We start from the raw sequence: 19,372 nt of genomic DNA on the forward strand, positions 1-19,372 counted from the left end.
TTCTGAACCCGGCCTCAGCGCCGGGTTTTTTGTGTTCGGAGATTCCCCATGTCGTTACTCAACTTTGATCCAAACCAGTATCGTACCCAGTCGCCAACCCAGCAAAGCCAAACCAGTCAACAGCAAGGCCGGTTTGCCGATTCTGTCGATATGTTTCAGGCCGGTGCTGCTTCTGGTCTTGGTGGGATCTTCGATTTCTTTGGTGCTGACGGCATAGCCAAGTCACTGTATGGCATATCAGACGACCAATTCGGCCAGCTGTCTGACCGTGGGCGAGAAGCTATGAGCAAGCCCATGTTTGAATTCAATGAATTGGGAGAGGTCGCGCTTGGTGAAGGCATGACAGATCTGGATTCATGGATCCTCAATATGGCCAACATGGCCGGACAGTTGGCGCCAACCATGATACCTGGTGCCGGTATGGCTGGCGCCGCAACCAAAGCTTTAAGTCTGGGAGCCAAAGGGGCAAAGGCCGCACAGGTAGCAGGTATGGGCCTAACTGGCGGGTCTTCGGCTACCGGCCAGGCAATGAATCAGGCACGCCAAGAGGTGATGAACATACCGGATCAAGTGTTAGCCGATTCCGACATTTTTCAGAGGAAATTTATCGAGCTGGATCAGCAAAGCCCGGAACTTGATGATCTGGCCAAGTGGAATGCTGCTAAGTCAGAAGTTGCTGAACAGGTAGCAAAAGAGGTCAGAGCCGATCCTAAAACACTGCTGGCTAACTTTGCGGCCTCAGCCATAGGAGATCCGATCCTCGGTAAAGCGTTGACAGGGATAAGGTTGGCTAAGTCTGGAGCGTTCCGCTCGGCGCTGGCAGGAGCCTTTACCGAAGGCGCCACGGAAGCTGCGCAGGCTGGCACAAGCCAGTATGCCGTTGATAGTGCAGTCTCAAAGCTGGATAACAGGGATCCAACTGCAAATGTAAAACTTGCCGCACTGAATGAAGGGATTCTTGGGGCTGGTGTTGGTGGGGTCGCTGGCTTTGGTGGTGGGCTTCTGAATAGAAAACCAAAGCCGGAAGTTAAAAATGATGCAGCGGATCCAATAAGGGAGGATAGCCCAGGGCTAGCTAGCGCAATGGATTCACTCGCTGGCGAAAGTGTTGCGAGGCAGATTGATATGGCCGAAATAGCAGCCACACAGACGCCTGCATCACCTGCTATAGACTACGACCAACCTGCGGCAGCGCGTCAGGCTGGCATGGGTGGCACCATGGATGCTGGCCGCTTTGGAGACGAAGTTATCGCAAGAGATAATGCGATGAAAGGCCGAAGCTTTCCAACTGTGCCAGGCTCTGACTTTCAGCGCAGCCGCTTGAGCGATGCTATTGAACAAGCGCAAAGACTTGCCGATAACCGCCGTGAAGGCGAATGGCTGCCGCCGGAAACACAGGCGCGTCCAATCACAGGGCTACTGGTTAATCCATCTATCGACAGTGAAACTCTAAATGCCCAGCGCGCCAGGGAGGCAATGACCTCGCAGCCGACTAACCTGATTGGCAAGTCCTCGACCATCTTTGCCGATGACGGCAGGCCTTCACAGCAGCGCCGGGAGAGCATAGAGCAACAGCGGCGCAAAGCGGAACGCGAAAGCGCAGCCAGGCCACTGGCCATCGAGGACAAAGGGATTGTGTTTTCTGGTAACCAGTCGGGCGTGAACGTGATGAGCTCAGGCCGCCCATTTAAAACCGCAAAAGAGGCACTGGCCAGCAAGGGCGCCAGGATTGCCAAGCGTGAAGGCGCGACGGTTCAAGCGGTGAAATTTGGTGATGGATGGGGATGGGAAGATTCGCGTCAATCTCAACCGCAACAGACTGAACAGATACAGCAAGCGCCAGATCTTACACCACAGGCGTTACCCAAAGCCGCAGACATGACTGTAGATCAGCTTGACAATGAATGGGTAGCTTTCAAGCCAGAGACAGGAACCCTGAACATTCCCAGGGCAAAAATGCCGCAGATCAAGGCAGAACATCGCGGCGCCATGGTTAACTTTATGAATGCGCGCGGTGTTGAGCATGTCAGCGAAGAGGTGCCGGCCGATTCATTGAAGCCTACACAGGCCGAGTTTTCACCAGCCAAAGTCAAGAAGGCACTTGGCTATGATGGTGGTGATCGTTCTATTCTGATTTCCTCGGACAACTATGTGCTTGACGGCCATCACCAGTGGCTGACTAAGCAAGAGAAGGGCGAGCCGATCAAGGTGATCCGCCTCAAGGCACCAATCGGCGAGCTGGTAGACCTTGCTCACGAGTTCCCAAGTTCACAAACAGAAGCGCAGCAGGCCGCAGATCAGGCAGCAACTAAGGAAGAAGCAGTAAGCCCTGAACCTGTTACGGCAACGCCAGCGACACCGGAAGCCACGGCCCAGCCAGCCCAGCTAGAGCTGCCGGTAACTGAGCCGATTCAATCAAAGGCGCCGGCCGATAGCGATACCCCGGCTATACTGCGAACCACAAAAGCCAAGTGGCGCCAGTCGGAGTTGAAGCGCCTGGGCATCAAGAAGGGTTCCCCTGGATACGCTGAGGCTTTGGCCAATGTCGATGACAACTACGAGGCTGAGATCGATAAGGCGCTGGCACAGTCTCCTTTCGAAGTTTACCAAGAGTTCAACAGCGATACCCCGGAGAGCATAAACCGTCGAGCCTATGAAGAATTGCGCAAAGAGTTTGCCGTCGATGATGCCGCGCCATCAAAGGATGAGGCTGCTAAGGCGCAAGGTGAATCTGAGAAAGCCGAACCAATAACCGACTTTGGCGAGAAGATTGGCGGCGCCAAAAAAGACACTTGGCAGGCTACGATAAAAGCCCTTGAAGATACCGGGACAACCGAGTCACAGCCTTTGTCAAAATCATGGCCTGAACCTGACTACCAAAAGCTGATCGGCGAAGGCGTTACACCTGAAGCAGCGGCGCTGGCGGCCATGCTTCGAGGCGTAACCGGAACCAAGCCAAGAGATAAGCGCCGGCTTGCCGGTTGGACTGCTTCAGTTAACAAGCTGAAGGAAATCGCTCTGTCTGCCATATCCGGAGAAAAGACGGCCGACCAAGCCATTGACTCAATGATAAATGAACGCCTGATCTCCAGTCGCGTCAATGCCTACGAGATCCGCCGCACCCTGCCTGTTATCGCCAAGTCGTCACCCGCAAACTTTAAGCGCGCCGCCAGATACATGATTGGCGGGGGCAATTTCTCTATGTTCAACGGAGTGCAGTTTGATAAGCCCAAAACCATGCACCTGGTAGAGTTTGACGGAAAATCAATCTACAGCACCGCAGATGAATCCCTCGAGGTAGTGCAGGGCAGGTTGGCTGAGTTGCTGGCTGCCGACGCCAAATCATCGGGCACGGCTGGCGACACCAAGAAGTATTCCAAGGTATCAGTCTACGTTGATCGCCATACCAAAGAATCGTTCCTTGGTTGGGAGTCGTCCACAGGAGTGCTGAGGATCAAGACTTTCCCCGGCACCAAAGAGGCGCGCGCCTACCTTGAAGCAAATCGCGATGAGGTTGAACAGCGTCTACAGCAGATGAAGAAGATCCCATCAGAGCGCCGCGCAGAAAACCGCAGCCGAGTAGGACCAAAGCGCTACTCTGCCAACGTGACCCCGGCGGTGTTTGCTGAAACCTTCGGATTCCGTGGCGTGGAGTTCGGCAACTGGGTAGAACAGGGCAAGCGTCAAAAAGATTTGAACGAGGCCTATGACGCACTGGCTGATTTGGCCGATGCCATTGATATCCCGCTCAAGGCCTTGTCACTCAATGGGCGCTTGGGTATGGCGTTTGGTGCCCGTGGCTCAGGTGGCGTTAATCCGGCCAAGGCTCACTACGAGCCAGGAAAACTGGTCATTAACTTGACCAAGAAGGCTGGTGCCGGTTCATTGGCCCACGAATGGATGCATGCGCTGGATAATTATTTCAACCGTGATCGCCGTGGCGGTGACTTCATCAGCGACAATGCCTACGGTCAGCACAACGACCCAGTGCGTGAGCCTGTAGTAAATGCGTTCAAGGGACTGATGAAAGCCATAGGCAAAGACTCGGGGATGCTCAAGCGAGCGCTGGGGCTAGACTCCACACGCTCAAAGGCTTATTGGTCAGAAAATACTGAAATGCTGGCACGAAGCTTTGAGCGCTTTATTATCGACGAGCTTGGCCGCAAGGGAATGAGCAACGACTATCTGGCGAACATCATAGACGAGGCCGAATGGAACAAGGTGCAAGGCGCACTGGCTGAGGTCGGACTGGAGGCAAAGCCGTACCCATACCCAACCAATGAAGAAGCGGCCGGCATTAATGCTGCGTTCCAAACCCTATTTGAAACCATTGACAGCAGGCCAACTGAAGGCGGCAATATTGAGCTGTTCAGCAAGAACTCCCGGGGCGTAAACCGTGGCAGTCGCAAGTTTAGTCAGGCCGATGCCCAGCGCGCCGTTGATGATGTAATGAAACGCCTTTCAGGTGCGGCAGGTATCAGGGTCAACTTATTCACCAGCCAAGAAGAATTTTTGGAACGATTCAACGTGCCAGCCATGGCTCAGCAAGGTCAGACTATTTACGGTGCGTATGATGATCGCCGCAATTCTGCCTATTTGATACTCGATAACTTCGCCAGTATTGATGACCTTCGTTCTACTCTTGTGCATGAAGTGCTGGCCCACGGTGGGCTGCATACAGTAATTGGCCAAGCCAAGTATCAGGAATTTGTCAAAAAACTCACCAGCACCCGGGCACGCTCCGAGCTTAAAGACCTGTGGGCCCGCATAGACAAGGACTATAAGGGCGCATCCGAATCTGTTAAGGCTGAAGAAGTCTTTGCCAACTTTGTCCAGAACCAGCCAGAGCGCGGCAGCCTTAAAGCTTGGTGGTTTGAGTTGAAGCGGTGGCTTCGCCGTCAGTTTGAGGGCTTGGGGATCCTTCGCACCAATAATGCGCGCAATGACATGGAAGACATGATGCACTCAATTGTGCGAGGGTTTGCGAAACGCAAAAAAAGAATAGACAGGGCTCAACGCGTACTTGATCGAAGAAGCAAGATGGGTGATAACTTGCGTTTTAGCAAAGACTATCAGGATGATTCAATGAGTAACAAGTTTGTTATCACAGAAGATCAAGCTAAAGAGCTTGGGTATGATGTTGATAATGTTCTTTATAGCGGTTCAAGCGCTGGTAGGTACATAAACCTAATTCAGCGTGGCAGTAAGGGGCCGGTATTTAACAATCTCTTTGATGGTATTTTTGCTTCTGGCCAAAAATATGTAGCTGAGAGTCATGGCGATCTTAATCGCTTTGTTTACAGAGGTGAAATAGCAGAATCATCTGACCTTGATACTGATAAGTCGAGGGATTTTCTCAAAAAGGTTGCACCAGAGTTAGATGATGAGGCATTTGAAGTTTTATACGAAGCAGTAGTTTTTGATGATGATTCATTTGTTTGGGATGATAGCGAACCAACAAAACAGATAGAGCACAGATTTGGCGAAGAAAAAGGTGAGCTATCTTGGTTTACGCAGAAGCTAAGAGGGCAGCTAGCTAGAAATCTTGGGTTCGATGTTGTTGAAATGGATGATGAGCATGGAACAAGCTATCTTCTTGTCGGTGATGGAGTTAAGCGCCTCGCAGAGCCTGATGAGGTAAGTGACTTAAAATTTAGCATGGAAACTGAAGGTGACACCCGCACCGCCAAAGAGAAGCTAGGCCTCGAGGAACAGGCAGAGGAAAGCGTTAGCGAGCGGATCAAGGCCAAGTATCGGGAGACTGCCGGCAACCTTAAAGACTCAAAGTTTTGGAACCGCCTGAAAGAGGGGGTCTTCGACGGGCTCCACGGCATCAAGCAGGCAGAAGAAGCCGCAGGCATTACCGACCCCAACAAGATGGGCTATGTATCTGCGCGCTTGGCTTCAGGCCTGGCTGATGTGCTGCATGGCGTATTCCACTACGGCGCCCCAGAGTGGCGCGATGGCATCATTCAGCGCAAGGAAGGCACCAAGGGCCTCTTGGAAGTGCTTGGCCAGTTGCCTGACGGCGAGCTCAACAATTGGCTTGCATGGATGGGCGCCAACCGCGCCAAACAACTTAAAGCAGAGGGCCGCGAGAACAACCTAAGCCAAGCCGATATTGACGAGCTGCTGGCACTGGCTGATGGTAAGGAAGCACTATTCGAGCAGGTCCGAAGTGAGTACAACGCCATTAACAGCGCTGTGCTCGATGTAGCCCAGGGCGCCGGGCTTATCAGCGCCGAGCAGCGTGCCGGGTTTGACGAGCAGTATTATGTGCCGTTCTTCCGCGAGCAGGATGTTGATCCTGAAATGCAGGATATTCACTCTATGGTAGTGGCGCCGTACAGCAAAAAAGGCATTGCAGGGCAAAACGCCAAAATTAAAGAGCTGAAGGGCGGCAAACAGTCCACCAAAGACCTGCTTGAAAACATCATTCTCCGCCAGTCAACCATGCTCGATGCCGCGCTCAAGAACAAGGCAATGATGGAAGTGACCGACAATCTTACCGGCACCGACTTTATGGCGAAGGTAGACAGCCCAGAGTTTGCCAAGCTGAGCCAGCGTGAGCTCAACAGCATTCAGAGGGTGAAGGTTATGCGCAATGGCCAAGCTGAAGCCTATGCTGTGAGTGATAGCGCCTTGCTGCGCTCGCTGATTGCGGTCAACTATGTTGGCAGCTCGAGCCTCTTCAACAAGATGGGGCGTAGCTTCAAACGCTTCCTGACAACAGGCGTTACTCTGTCACCTGATTTTATCTTCAAGAACTTTGTCCGTGATGCGGCACATGCCTGGATGATAAACAAGGACGGATTCACCCTTGGAACTGATTCTATCAAGGGCCTCAAAGATGCCTTTGCCGAAGATGAGGCCTACCGCGACCTTATTTTCTCCGGGGCAGCATTCCAGGGGGGCTATATTCACGGCGCAGATCCTGAAGCGGCCGCCCAACAGATACGTCGCGCACTGGCCAAGAAGGGTTTGGGGAAATCGGAAATTGACGGTTACATGTCTAGCCTGGTTACCAATGGCTCCCAGTTGCTTGAGAAGTATCGTGAGGTATCAGATAAGGTCGAGAATGCCAATCGCCTCAGCACCTTCAAAGCTGGTATGGATGCCGGCAAGAGCAAGCGCCAGGCTGCATTTGAGGCCAAGGACTTGATGGACTACAGCCTGAAAGGTAACTTTGCGCTGATCTCCACAATGATTGACTTCTTGCCGTTCTTCAACGCACGCCTGCAGGGTATGTATAAATTGGCCCGCGGAGCAGCTGCCGGTGAAGGTGACCGCGTGCTCAAGGTTCTGAGCGCTAATCTGGCAATGAAAGGCATGAAGGTGGCGGCATTCTCGCTGGCACTGGCTGCCATGAATGATGACGACGAGCGTTATCAGGAATTACCTGATTGGGACAAGGATGCAAACTGGCATTTCTGGTTTGGTGACGACCACATCCGGATCCCGAAACCGTTTGAGCTCGGCATTGTGTTCGGCACCATACCAGAGCGCCTGCTGCACTTTGGTACTGGCACTCAAGAAGGTGACGACACAACTAAAGCGGTTGGTAATGCGATATTCAACACCTTGGCATTGAACCCGATCCCTCAGTTCGCACTGCCAGCGGTTGAGGTGATGGTTAACCGCTCATTCTTTAAGGGGTCACCAATTGAAGGTATGGGTGATGAACAGCGGCAACCAGGTGATCGCTACAGTGTTCATACCAGTGACGTTGCCCGGGAACTTGGCCAACTGCTAAACATAAGCCCAAAGAAAATTGAACATCTGGTTAATGGGTACACCGGCACTCTTGGTGGGTATGTGTTGGGTATGGCAGATATTGTTTCAAGACAGATGATGGGCATTGAAAAACCTGAAACACCAATCAGCCGTTATCCGGTCATCAAAGCCTTCTATGGTGGCGATGCGCCCAAAAGCAGCACTTACTTCCAGCAGGAGTTTTACGATTCCCTGGACGCCGCTCAGCAAGCCTATGGCAGTTACAAACGGGCTATGGAAGAAGGTGATAACGAACGAGCCAAGCGATTGCTGGAAGACAATCGGGATAAGCTCAGTGTTCGTTTAGCGCTTGGGCGTATTCAACGGCAAGTTAGTGCGTTAAACCGATCTGCAACTCAAGTACACAACTCCAACCTGAGCGCAGCGGAAAAACGTGAAAAGCTTGATGATATAACCAGACAGAAGAACGCACTCTATCAGCGCGCGTATGTCGGGCTCAATCTGAGTGGTTTTTGATAGTGAATATTGGGTAGATTAAACAGCGGCATTGCACCGCGATACCCTGGAACACAGAAGGAAGCAAGAAGGGGTTACCAGTTGAATATGGCCCCTAGAAAAACTATTACAATGGATATGAGACCAAGGAAGGTCCAAGCGTTCTCCTGCCTAAATCGCCATGCAGGTGAACCCATCAACCCGCCAACGTATAAACCTCCACACATCAAAGGTAAGCCAAGCAGCCAGTTGAAGTGCTCGCCGGCTGCCCAGCCCAAGATTATCAGTATCAGCATAATGACAATATTCACATACCTATCCCTATCTTTTTCGGTTGGTGATCAGCTTAGTCAGTAAGCGATTTTCCTTCAGAAGATGCCTTGGCAGAAACCAGCAAAATCAATAACTAAACCGCATAAAAATCCATAATTATATTCTGAAAACCACATATAACATCCTGATTTTCATAGAATAAGAAAGGGATTTAAAATCCCTCGCTGGTAACAGCGTGACGGTTCAAGTCCGTCCTCGGGTACCATTCTAAATGGTGCAAAAAAGGCTCCCACGAGGAGCCTTTTTTGTGTCCCAACCCAGATGCTTTCTCTTGCTATATTTCCATAGCATTGCCATTCTGCCGTTTGCTATTTATCTCTGAGTCGTTCCAAAAACGATATAGCCAATGATTTCAAGCATGATGGGACATTTACGTTCCTCGGGTATACACTCGTTTTGTTTGAAATCGATTGGGAGCCAAGAGTTTTGCTGACAAGCCGCCACTATTTGCGCGAAGGACCGGATTATCGTTTCGACGAGCAGGTCAGTTTTCTCGATATCAAGCAACAGTTCGGCTTTGCCAATGTGCGGGTAGGCAAGTGGGTCAGCGCTGAAGAATCACGGCTGGCTGCCAATCTGATATTTGATTCTCTGGCGGACCTGGCTTTTATACTCAAGTTGCCGCCGGACGCCATTGGACTTAGACAAACCCTGAATCTGGACTTTGGTCTCGGCGGTCAGAAAGGTGTCCAGGCGCACTACGCCCCCCATGAAAGGATATTGGCGCTGGCGAAAAATGCCGGTGCCGGCGCCTTGGCCCATGAGTTTTGGCACGCCTTTGATCACTATATTGCCAAAGCAGCCTTTGGCATTCATTCAAGTGTCGACCAGCTAGCCTGCTGCAACGATTCCGGTTTGGCGTATAGTGTTGGCACTGCTATTGGTTTTGGCAGTGACCTCTATCTTAAAGATGTTGAGCTTAGACCCCATCCACTCAACCGTCATTTGGCATTCCTTTATCAAACCGTGCTTATAAGCCCGGATGGCCTTGAGCCGAGTGACTATGTGCGCCGGGCCATTGCCTTGGATAAACATTATGGCAGGTGCTATTTTTCGCTCCCTACGGAGTTGATGGCCCGGGCCTTTGAAGCCGCTATCGAGTCTTTTACCGATATACGGAACCAATACCTGGTGTCGGGTACGACTTTCTCACATCTCAATGATTCAGGGGCCTATCCTGATGAGGCTCATAGAAAAGCGATTCTCAACGCGCTGACAAATTACTTTGGCATGCTCGGTGAAGCGCTTATCCGCCAGAGTCATCGTGAAAGTAACAAGAAGCCAAACGGAAGTTAACTGGCTTATGATAAGCTCGATCGTGCGTCATTTAGCTAATGAGTGACGACAACCTAAGCCCGAAATTCTCAAGTAAAAGGAGATTAACCCTATGCCACAACTATTGATAACCGGTGCCAACCGCGGCATAGGATTGGCGTTGACCCAAGTCTATCTTGCCGCCGGTTGGGACGTATTGGCCTGTTGTCGCGATCCGGAAACGGCCGACGAACTGCTGGATCTGGTCAACGAATTTCAGGGGCTGGAGGTGTTTGCTCTGGATGTGACCGACTATGAGGCGGTGGCTGATCTGGCTGCAGAGCTTGAGGGACGGGGCCTGGATCTGCTGCTCAACAATGCAGGCTATTATGGCCCCAAAGGTTTGCAGTTAGGACAATTGCCTGTGGATGAATGGCGCACAGTGTTTGAAGTAAACAGCATAGCGCCTTGTAAGCTTGCTGAAGCTTTCCTGCCTCATCTTATCCAAGCAAAAGGCATCATAGCCAATATCTCATCCAAGGTCGGTAGTATGGCCGACAACCAGAGTGGTGGTGGTTATCTGTATCGTTCATCCAAGGCCGCGCTCAACTCGATCACCAAGAGTCTTGCCTTAGATTTGGCCAATGTCGGTGTCAAAGCGGTAGCCTTGCATCCCGGTTGGGTGCAAACCAGCATGGGCGGCCCCAATGCGCTTATTGATGTAGATACCTCGGCGGCCGGTATGAAACAACTGCTGGATAACCTCAGCCAGGCACAAAGTGGCGGATTTTATGATTACTGCGGCAACAGCATACCCTGGTAACCAGATTCTTTTTATCTATGGCGCTTATTTTGCGCTTGGCCGGTAATTTGCTGAAAGACAAGAGGAAAAAGGGCGAGAAGCTAAGTCTGAGTTTAAAATCATACTTTGGGTTGATAGCTTGCAATTCATCCGGCCCAAAAGTGTTAGTGCTGGGTGATTTGCTGGTCAAGCAATAGAATAAAGTAATTGATTTTATTATTATAACTGGTTCATTTGTTGATACGGGCCCCCGTTTTGTATCGGTTATGCTCTTGGCGGATCTTTTTGCTACTTTGGTGGGGGTAATGTAACGTTGTTGTTACATTTGCAATATCGGTTTCCGGCACAGTGCAACGCTGCAATTTAGATGCTGCTTAAAAAATGTCCTAGGTTAAAACGGCCCTCGAGGCAAAATCATAATAACCAAGGAAATCATTATGCAAAGGAAACATTTCATTGCGATTGCAGTTGCTGCAGCCCTGAGCAGCCCGCTCGTTCTGGCACAGGACTATCAAGCCCAGTTACATGCAGTCAATCCTGCCAAAGCCATCAAAGATCAGTACATAGTGGTGTTCAATACCCCGGCGGTTATCAACCTTAATGACCCGAATGGCGTCAGCGCCTACGCCAGCAGTATGGGCGCAAGGCTCGCCAACGAACACGGCATTGAAGTCAGACAAAACTTTGGCAACAGCCTCAACGGGGTATTGGTCAAGGCCAATGCGGCTCAGATCCAGAGTCTGCTTAAAGATCCCAACATCAAATATGTTGAGCAGGATCAAAGGGTGTCCATTGAACCCATGGTGGAAGCCGCTGGCGATCAAGGCGGAGCTACCTGGGGACTTGACCGGATAGATCAGCGGGATCTGCCGCTCAACAGTAACTACCATTACGACTATGACGGCTCCGGCGTCACCGCCTTTGTCATAGACACAGGTGTACGTAACACCCACAATGAGTTTGGCGGCCGTGCCAGCAGTGGCTATGACTTTATCGATAACGATAACGACAGCAGTGACTGTAACGGTCATGGTACTCATGTTGCCGGGACTATAGGCGGCAGCACTTACGGGGTTGCCAAGAATGTCAATATTGTCGGGGTCAGGGTACTTAACTGCTCGGGCTCAGGTACCAACTCCGGAGTGATTTCCGGGATCAACTGGGTGAAAAACAACGCCCAAGGGCCTTCGGTTGCCAACATGAGTTTGGGCGGCGGCGCCTCCCAGGCGCTGGATGATGCGGTAAATGCGGCCGTAGCGGCCGGGATAAGCTTTGTTGTGGCAGCAGGCAATGACAACAGTAATGCCTGTAACTATTCACCGGCGCGGGCCGCCAATGCGGTGACTGTGGGTTCTACCACCAGCACCGACAGTCGCTCAAGTTTCTCCAACTACGGCACCTGTCTGGACATCTATGCTCCGGGTTCGTCAATCACCTCTGCCTGGTACAACTCCAACAGCGCAACTAATACCATTAGTGGTACTTCCATGGCATCCCCCCATGTTGCCGGGGTGGCGGCACTTTATCTGGCGGAAAACCCAGCCTTGAGCCCGACTCAGCTGACTAACTTGCTGGTAAGCCGCGCCTCATCCGGCAAAGTGGGCGATGCCAAGACAGGTTCACCCAACAAGCTGCTCTATTCTCTGGCAGGCGATGACGGCGGTTGTGGCAATGATTGTCCATCGGATGATACTCCATTGGATAACGGCGTGGGGATCAGTGTCAGCGGTGTCCAGGGTTCATCCAACTATTTCTATATCGATGTCCCTGCGGGCGCTGCCGACTTGAACATAGATCTGGCCGGCGGCAGTGGTGATGCCGATCTCTATGTCAGCCAAGGCAGCAAACCCACGTTAAACAGCTACCAATGCCGCCCCTACAAGAGTGGCAACAATGAGAGCTGCAGCTTCAGCTCGCCGGCAGAAGGGCGCTGGTACGTGATGCTGCAGGGCTACAGTGCCTACAGCGGCGCCACATTAACGGCAACACACAACGCCGGCGGTGGTTGTGGCAGCGATTGTCTGGAAAATGGCGTGCCGAAGAGCAACTTGAGTGGCAGTGCGGGTTCAGAGCAGCATTTCACTATCCAGGTTCCGGCGGGTGTTAGCCTGAATATTGCTACCAGCGGCGGCAGTGGTGACGCCGATCTCTATGTTCGCGCCGGGGCTGCACCTTCTACGTCTGTGTATGATTGCCGTCCGTACAAGAATGGCAACATTGAAAGCTGCAGCTTTCAAGTCACCCAGGCGGCGACCTATCATGTGATGATCCGCGGATACTCCGCCTTCTCGGGCATGCAACTCTTGGCAAGCTTCTGACTATAAAAGGATAAAAAGCCGCCTTCAGGCGGCTTTTTTACTGACGCTATGGTACTCATTCACAAAAGAGAACATCCACTTAAAAGATCATCCACTTCAGAGACTGGGTTTGTATACCAGGATTAATCGCTCGGCAGTGAAGAAGGCCTCCCCAGAGTTCGCGGAAATGCAGCCGAGACACAGGGAATAACCTCAAAACGATAGCCATAAAGCTCGCCGGCGTCGGGCAAGATCTGCAACAGCTCGTAATCATTGAGTTCAACGCCGGTCGCATTGGCAGACATCTGGCAGCGACTGCGGCCATCGGCTTCCATGCCAAAAGCGAAGTCGGCCACAAGCTGCCTGACTTTGTGCCTATAGGCGGCGGTGAAACGGGCGTATACCAAAGCATCATCTTCCGCTTTTGTTGCGTTATTTAACGTTTCTTGCGCTTGTGATTTCTGTCCAGCAGGATCCTGGCTTTCAGTATTCAGCTTGTTTGTCTCTTGCTCAGCGCTTAAGACGTCTTTCCCTTGGGCGGTGTCCGGGACATGCAAAGGGGAGAGGTTCGCATTTGCTTTATCCTCATTTGGCTTAAACTGACCATTAAAGGAGAAGCTGACGCCCTTGTCATCGACTCTGAAGCGGCTTTCCATGAAACGCTCCATATCACCCAGCAGCATCAGATGATGCAGGATTAAAAACGATAACATGAGCCTGAGAAAGGTTGTGCTCACAGGATAGGCGTACTTGGGCTGCCACTTGAAGCCGATAAACCCCACCAGCTTGAGCAGCAGCAGTCCTACCAGGTAGATGGGCAGTAACATCTGCAGCAGTAACAGGGCGATACTGCTGGTGATCACCATCCAAACCGGAAGCTCCAGTAACAGGGCGAAGTTATGGGTATAGTTGAAATGCGCTGCCGAGACGCCGGTGACTTCATTGACTATGGCACCGCTACTGGCCAGCGAAAAGTTGGCTATGGTGGCATAAAATAGCAAAATGACCGCCTTGCCTGCCAAAGAGTGCCACAGTTTGTTGAATAACGGCCAGAACTCAATAACCAACGCGCTGACTGTGAGCAGGGTTGTCAACGAAGGGTGTTGTTCATAAAACGGCAGACTGAATAGCGCCAACAGGTAGAGCTTTTGGGCTGTGCTCAGCTTGGCGAGCCGTTGACTTATACCTGTGCGAAACCTCTGAAGAGAGGTTGAGATCTTATGATACGGCTGCAGGATTGCCTGCCGGATGAGTTCGGCTGTTCCCATTGAAACCCGATGAATTATTGATTTGAAATATGGGCTTATTGTCACCAAAAGATAACCTGCTGGCAACATGCTTATCTATTGATATACAAGGGCTGAGTCGGTAAATAGTGGCAGAAGACAATAGAGGAGCAAGCTGCCAGAGCCTGCGGCATCACAATGGATTATGCTCCAGGTGCAGTCCCGCTACAGGAGTCGCGTAGCTTTTGCCACCAATTCACGTGGCGTTTGAGTTCCTTGTCGAGCCGGATATTTAAGCTGTCTTTGTTAGCGGTTTCGGCAAAGAAGTACGCGACACGACTCTCCACAGCGGTTCCCTGATAGAGTTGCTGCAGCAAATCGCCCAAACGGCGTTGAATGTGGCGACTCTGGCTAAGTTGCCGTTGTATTTGCCCGATGAAGTTTTTTACCAGTATTCGCTGCAATATCTCCTGACGCTGATTGTTATGGCCCGGGCGGCATAGCAGGCCATCGAGCCGAGGCTCCAACCAATCGTTGAGGCTCGAAAGCCAAAGCAGGCTGACCGCCTGACTGCGCATATTGCGAGCAATAATCCGACTGCGCGCCAATTCAGCCAGTGCCGCATCCAGAGTCTGGGTGTCCAGTGCTTGCCAGGAAATTTGCCCGCCTTGTGCTTTCACTATGTCCGTTTTGAGTTTCACCAGGGCGGCCAGTGCTAATTCTGTTTCGATTAGACCGGCAAGCGGGGATTCGCTGGACAGAGACTCAGTGCCGATAAACAGCAGTTTATCCAGTGCCCTGTCTTGCAGAAGCATCCAATCGAACCAGTCCAGCGCATCTTGTTGCTTTTGCAATAGGGCTTCAGTCAGCAACTGTTTGGTCTGATTTTCTAGCCTGGTGTCTATAAGACAAATCGGCGCGGCTTGAATAAAGGCAAGCAGATACTTAAGCTGCTCGCTGGGCTCTGCGACTCTGCCAAGGCTGGAGTTATGTGCGGCAATTAACTCCCCGAGCCTGCAATGCATTAAGCCAAGGCTTTCCAGCAGTGGCAGTCTGGCTTCCAAAGCTTCAGGTCTATTTGCTGCATTCAGGTTTTGGTCGACTTCAGGTCGATAGTCCGGAGCGATAAAGTTTTGTGCTGTGACTCTCTCAAGCCTTGCGCTGTAATCTTGCCATAGCGATTCGGTATTATCCCGACATGCGGGTAGGGTGAGCAGTATAAGCACTGCAGCAAGGCTGCGATAGACTGTTGAAGGAAAAGGTGTCATGGCAAGCCTTATTGGGAAAAGGGATTGATCCGGGCGTAAGTAATGTTCTCATACAGTTACTCGACCATAAGTTTTATAGATTGTGATCCAAGAGGCCAAGTCCTGCCAAGCTGTCGTGACTAATACAACGTAGCGTTACGCAGAGTCCTGCAGAGTTGTGCTTGCTGCTATCAGTTGTTTTTGAGCGCCGTTTAACCTTGTATAAAGCGTCGTTGGCTTTTTCACCAAGATCTTTCTGCGCAAATTTGCTACAATGATTGCTCGCTTTTTATTGACCTTCCCCCGGAAATTTTTTGCCCGGGGATGATCTGCTTACCCAGACCGACTGCATAGCTACCGCCAATCTGCCGCGGCCGGGGAACTTTTCCCTCAGCAAAAGGCTTTTGAGTAAGACGGTACTCTACAGTCTGACCTTCTGTACTTGCTTGCGGCAAGAGGTTGATCAAGAAGGCGAAGCTACTGCTCGGGCTGCCACGGGCAAGGTCGGGCCCGTCAGGACCTTGGATTCATAGTCAGAAGCGACCCATCGGAGGTAAATGCATTATGACAATAGCTGACGTATTGACAGAGAAACACTCACCACTTTATCACACCGAAGACAAGACAGTTGTCTCCCACACCCAGCGGGATGAAGGCGACTGGATCCAACATACTCTGATGCTGGAAAATTGTGATGCGCCTTTTCGCTTCAAACGCCCTAAAAAATACCGTTCATTGAAAGGTTCCCGAGTGTCGGTCGACTATTACCCGCAAACAACCATAGTAGCCGGTTTTGAGATGGAGACCATGAAGGTGGTGCGGATCCGTCGCTGCTGAAAAAAAACTGCTGGAAGTTCTCTACAAATGTTAATATTTGGTGTGTTTCCGGTGGATGTTCGCTGAACCCGGGGCTATAACCCGGGTAGAACCCACCCAAACCATGCCTTGTAAGGATATTCCGGCCACATGAAGCTCGCTGCAACAGCCTACGTTAACTCCTTGCTCCAGCTGTCGTTGACCACCCTCTGCCGACTTTTTGTCATTTTGCCCCTGTTCCTGCCGACAACGGGCCAAAGCCAGGCCGCTGAAGATACGCACTCGGATACCGCTCAGCAACCCGCAAGAGAACTGGTTATTGCCAACTCCAATTCCTGGAAACCCTTTTCATATTTGAATGATGCCGGTGAACCGGCCGGGATCCTGGTGGATATCTGGCAGGAATATGCCAAGGCCAATAGGGTCGAAGTCCGCTTTATATTGACAGATTGGCAAGGTTCGCTGGATCTGGTTCGCAGTGGTCAGGCCGATATCCACGCCGGGCTGCTTTGGTCTCAGGACAGGGAACATTACCTGGATTATGCTCAGGGTTTGCTGGGGATCGAGAGTCAACTGTTTTTCAGTCAAGGGTTACTCGGTACCGAGCCGGACGGCTACCTGATCAACGGCGGTGAAGTCGGCGTTGTCCGTGGTGGCTATGAAGAGACGTTTGTGCGTCAGAAATACCCGAAGGCCAGCGTGCTGACTTATGCCAGCAACGATCTGATGTTAAAGGCCGCCTTTGCCGGCAGGTTAAAGGCATTTGTTGCCGATCTGCAGGTCGCCAACTTCTATCTCTATACCTCACACGAGCCGGCGCGTTTTATTCCAGTCCGCCATCTTTACAGTGCCCAAATTCGTCCGGCTGTCAAAGAGGGGCAGAGCGCCTTACTGGAAGAGATCCGCCAGGGGCTGGCCCGGATCCCAGATTCCGAATATCAAAGGATCCTCAATCGCTGGATGTATGTGGAAACTGTCTATCCACGCTATTTGCTGCAAGGCTTGCTTGGGATACTTCTGCTCGGGATCCTGGTGTACGTGTTTATGCTGCGCCGTACCGTGGCGGCGCGCACCGCCGAGCTTGAGGCTGCCAATGCCGAGCTGGCTCACCTGGCGGCTACAGATGGGCTTACCGGTATCGCCAATCGGCGGGCATTTATGGATGCGCTCGAACAAGCCTGTGATGGCCGTGGTTATGACAGTCTGACCTTGTTACTGTTTGATATAGATGATTTCAAGCGGATTAATGACAGTTATGGTCATCATGTGGGTGATGAGGTCATTTGCCAATTGACGCAAATGGTAGTGGCCATCTTGCCGGAGGGAAGCGTATTTGGCCGCATAGGCGGTGAGGAGTTTTGTATTCTGCAGCTGGGCATGACAGAAGCCGAGGCCAAGACCCTGGCCACCCGGCTGCTTTTGTCGGTAGACAGAGAGCCATTTGCCACCAAGGCCGGCAAATTGCCCCTCAGTATCAGCATAGGTGCCGTGTATGCCAAACCCGGTGCCCGGGATGCCCAGTCTGTGCTGGCCGACGCCGACCGCTTGATGTATCAGGTCAAGGCGTCCGGGCGTAACGATCTCCTGTTTAGGCGGATCTGATAGTAATGGCATTCCAGGCTCGTATCCCGAGCCTTAGTTAGTAAACAACTCTCTTTAAGAGTCAGTCAAGTACCATAAGTAGTCTGTACTCATCCAAAGCGTATTGATCTGTCATGCCGCTGATATAATCCTGCAGCAAACGACACCTGTGGTAAAACTCAGGATACTGATTGGCTTCAATGGCTCTTTTATAGGTGGCCAGGTGCTTGCCAGGCAGCTTATGGAACAGCCGGGTTTCGATAAGAGCTGTTTTGGGCAGGCCTTGTACCAGTTTGCTAAACTCATCTTCGCTCAAGGCCAGCAGGGAGCGATAGTTATCCAGTAAGCCTGTGATGATCCTGTATCCCTGCAGCTCAAGTTTCTCCACTTCCCGATGGCAAAATACCTGCTTGATAGCAACTTGCTTGAGGGTTTCTGTAATGGCGTGTTCGTAGCCGCCATCTTCAAGCAGCGACTCGTTCAAGTTGCCGTGGTACACAGCCTCAATATTGTCGATAAAGCGCTTGGCGGCGTGATTGACCAAAGGGTGGATCAGTCGAACGCGGAGGAAGGTAAAAAATTGGCTCTGTTGGTTGATTGCCAGATGGCGGGCGCTGCTGTCTGCCGCCTCAATCGATTTGCTCATAAAGTCTTTGTGCCCGAGAGCGCCTTGCTTGACCGCAATTTGCCGTTGGTACTCGGCTATCAGACTCTGTTTTAGGGTATCCAGCTCTATGATGCCCTTTTCCACTGCGTCTTCAATGTCGGCCAGGCAATATGAGATGTCATCGGCGGCTTCCATGATGTAACTCACCGGGTGGCGACAACCGGGTGCCATCTCCATGGCTTGAGTCAGTTCGGCAACAAACCTGGACTCACTGGCGTAATAACCGACTTTTTTCATCAGATAGCTTTGCTCAGGATTGGCTTTATCTTTCACAAGCGTACCCGGACGGGTGTATTTCAAAATGCCGGCCAGTTGACTGTAGGTGAGATTGAGCCCGAGCAAGGTGTGGATCAAACGAATGCCTTGGGCATTGCCCTCAAAATGGGATAAGTCTTGGATCAACTCTGGATACCCGGAATCGAAACCCGAAGGCACCAGAGAAACAAGGTTGCGCTTGAACCAATCACTGATCGCGGCCTCACCGAAGTGACCAAAGGGTGGATTGCCCACATCGTGCATCAGGCAACTCATCTCCACCAGGGTTTCCAATTGCCGTTCCAGATATTGCAGGCCCCAGCGTTCGGCGTCTGGCCCCAAGAGCTTGAATATCTTCTGTGCAATAAAGCGGCCTACCTGCTGAACTTCCATCGAGTGTGTCAAACGGCTTCGCACCGCGGCATTGCGTTCAAGTGGAAACACCTGGGTCTTTTGCTGCAGACGGCGGATGGCGGCCGAGTTAATGATGCGGCCACGATCGCTTTCCAGCGCCAGCTGCAATTTTTCTGGATTGTCTACCCGAGTGTCTTCCGGTTTACCAAAGGGGCGCTGCGCAGTAATTTTGCGGCGAAAATCTATCTCAGAATGCATGTCAGACACCGAGAGAACCTCCAACAAGTGGTTGCCTAAGCAAGAAAATGACT

9 protein-coding genes are annotated in these 19,372 nt (G+C 51.7%); 6 read left to right on the top strand and 3 right to left on the bottom strand.

Annotated elements, in window-relative coordinates; genetic code table 11:
* Window positions 1-48 precede the first annotated feature (48 nt).
* The 4 genes from HCX89_RS10155 (at window position 49) to HCX89_RS10170 (ending at window position 12,936) form a co-directional block, all read left to right on the top strand.
* A complete protein-coding gene (locus HCX89_RS10155; RefSeq protein ID WP_167715962.1) occupies window positions 49-8,250 on the top strand; it encodes an LPD38 domain-containing protein in 8,202 nt (2,733 codons plus the stop codon).
* Between the two features lie 738 nt (window positions 8,251-8,988).
* Window positions 8,989-9,858, top strand: a complete 870-nt coding sequence (locus tag HCX89_RS10160; protein ID WP_045282898.1) for a CLCA_X family protein — start codon at window positions 8,989-8,991, stop codon at window positions 9,856-9,858.
* Between the two features lie 91 nt (window positions 9,859-9,949).
* Window positions 9,950-10,639, top strand: a complete 690-nt coding sequence (locus HCX89_RS10165) for an SDR family oxidoreductase (RefSeq protein WP_054744399.1) — start codon at window positions 9,950-9,952, stop codon at window positions 10,637-10,639.
* A 416-nt stretch (window positions 10,640-11,055) separates the two neighbouring features.
* A complete protein-coding gene (locus tag HCX89_RS10170) occupies window positions 11,056-12,936 on the top strand; it encodes a S8 family peptidase (protein WP_044734521.1) in 1,881 nt (626 codons plus the stop codon).
* Window positions 12,937-13,058: 122 nt separating this feature from the next.
* Here the strand turns inward: HCX89_RS10170 and HCX89_RS10175 are convergent, their stop codons facing one another.
* Both HCX89_RS10175 and HCX89_RS10180 read right to left on the bottom strand, forming a co-directional pair.
* On the bottom strand, window positions 13,059-14,183 hold the full coding sequence (locus HCX89_RS10175; protein WP_167715964.1) for a hypothetical protein: 1,125 nt from the start codon (window positions 14,181-14,183) through the stop codon (window positions 13,059-13,061).
* Between the two features lie 161 nt (window positions 14,184-14,344).
* Window positions 14,345-15,409: a DUF3080 family protein gene (locus HCX89_RS10180; protein WP_167715966.1), complete on the bottom strand. Its 1,065-nt coding sequence runs from the start codon at window positions 15,407-15,409 to the stop codon at window positions 14,345-14,347.
* 543 nt (window positions 15,410-15,952) lie between these two features.
* Here HCX89_RS10180 and HCX89_RS10185 point away from each other — a divergent pair.
* Together HCX89_RS10185 and HCX89_RS10190 are read left to right on the top strand one after the other, a co-directional pair.
* Window positions 15,953-16,225, top strand: a complete 273-nt coding sequence (locus tag HCX89_RS10185) for a hypothetical protein (protein WP_044734518.1) — start codon at window positions 15,953-15,955, stop codon at window positions 16,223-16,225.
* A 129-nt stretch (window positions 16,226-16,354) separates the two neighbouring features.
* Window positions 16,355-17,806 carry a diguanylate cyclase gene (locus tag HCX89_RS10190; protein WP_167715969.1) on the top strand — a complete coding sequence of 484 codons (1,452 nt, stop codon included), beginning with the start codon at window positions 16,355-16,357 and terminating at the stop codon, window positions 17,804-17,806.
* 61 nt (window positions 17,807-17,867) lie between these two features.
* Here the strand turns inward: HCX89_RS10190 and dgt are convergent, their stop codons facing one another.
* Window positions 17,868-19,319: a dGTPase gene (dgt, locus tag HCX89_RS10195; RefSeq protein WP_129978567.1), complete on the bottom strand. Its 1,452-nt coding sequence runs from the start codon at window positions 19,317-19,319 to the stop codon at window positions 17,868-17,870.
* Window positions 19,320-19,372: the final 53 nt, after the last annotated feature.

Source organism: Shewanella sp. Iso12 (assembly GCF_012030025.1).
In the GTDB taxonomy this organism is placed as follows: domain Bacteria; phylum Pseudomonadota; class Gammaproteobacteria; order Enterobacterales; family Shewanellaceae; genus Shewanella; species Shewanella algae.

Bases quoted from the DNA above. Each gene is read 5' to 3' on its own strand.
- HCX89_RS10170 (WP_044734521.1), top strand. From the start codon at position 11,056: ATGCAAAGGAAACATTTCATTGCGATTGCAGTTGCTGCAGCCCTGAGC.
- HCX89_RS10180 (WP_167715966.1), bottom strand. From the start codon at position 15,409: ATGACACCTTTTCCTTCAACAGTCTATCGCAGCCTTGCTGCAGTGCTT.
- HCX89_RS10155 (WP_167715962.1), top strand. From the start codon at position 49: ATGTCGTTACTCAACTTTGATCCAAACCAGTATCGTACCCAGTCGCCA.
- HCX89_RS10175 (WP_167715964.1), bottom strand. From the start codon at position 14,183: ATGGGAACAGCCGAACTCATCCGGCAGGCAATCCTGCAGCCGTATCAT.
- HCX89_RS10165 (WP_054744399.1), top strand. From the start codon at position 9,950: ATGCCACAACTATTGATAACCGGTGCCAACCGCGGCATAGGATTGGCG.
- HCX89_RS10185 (WP_044734518.1), top strand. From the start codon at position 15,953: ATGACAATAGCTGACGTATTGACAGAGAAACACTCACCACTTTATCAC.
- HCX89_RS10190 (WP_167715969.1), top strand. From the start codon at position 16,355: ATGAAGCTCGCTGCAACAGCCTACGTTAACTCCTTGCTCCAGCTGTCG.
- dgt (WP_129978567.1), bottom strand. From the start codon at position 19,319: ATGCATTCTGAGATAGATTTTCGCCGCAAAATTACTGCGCAGCGCCCC.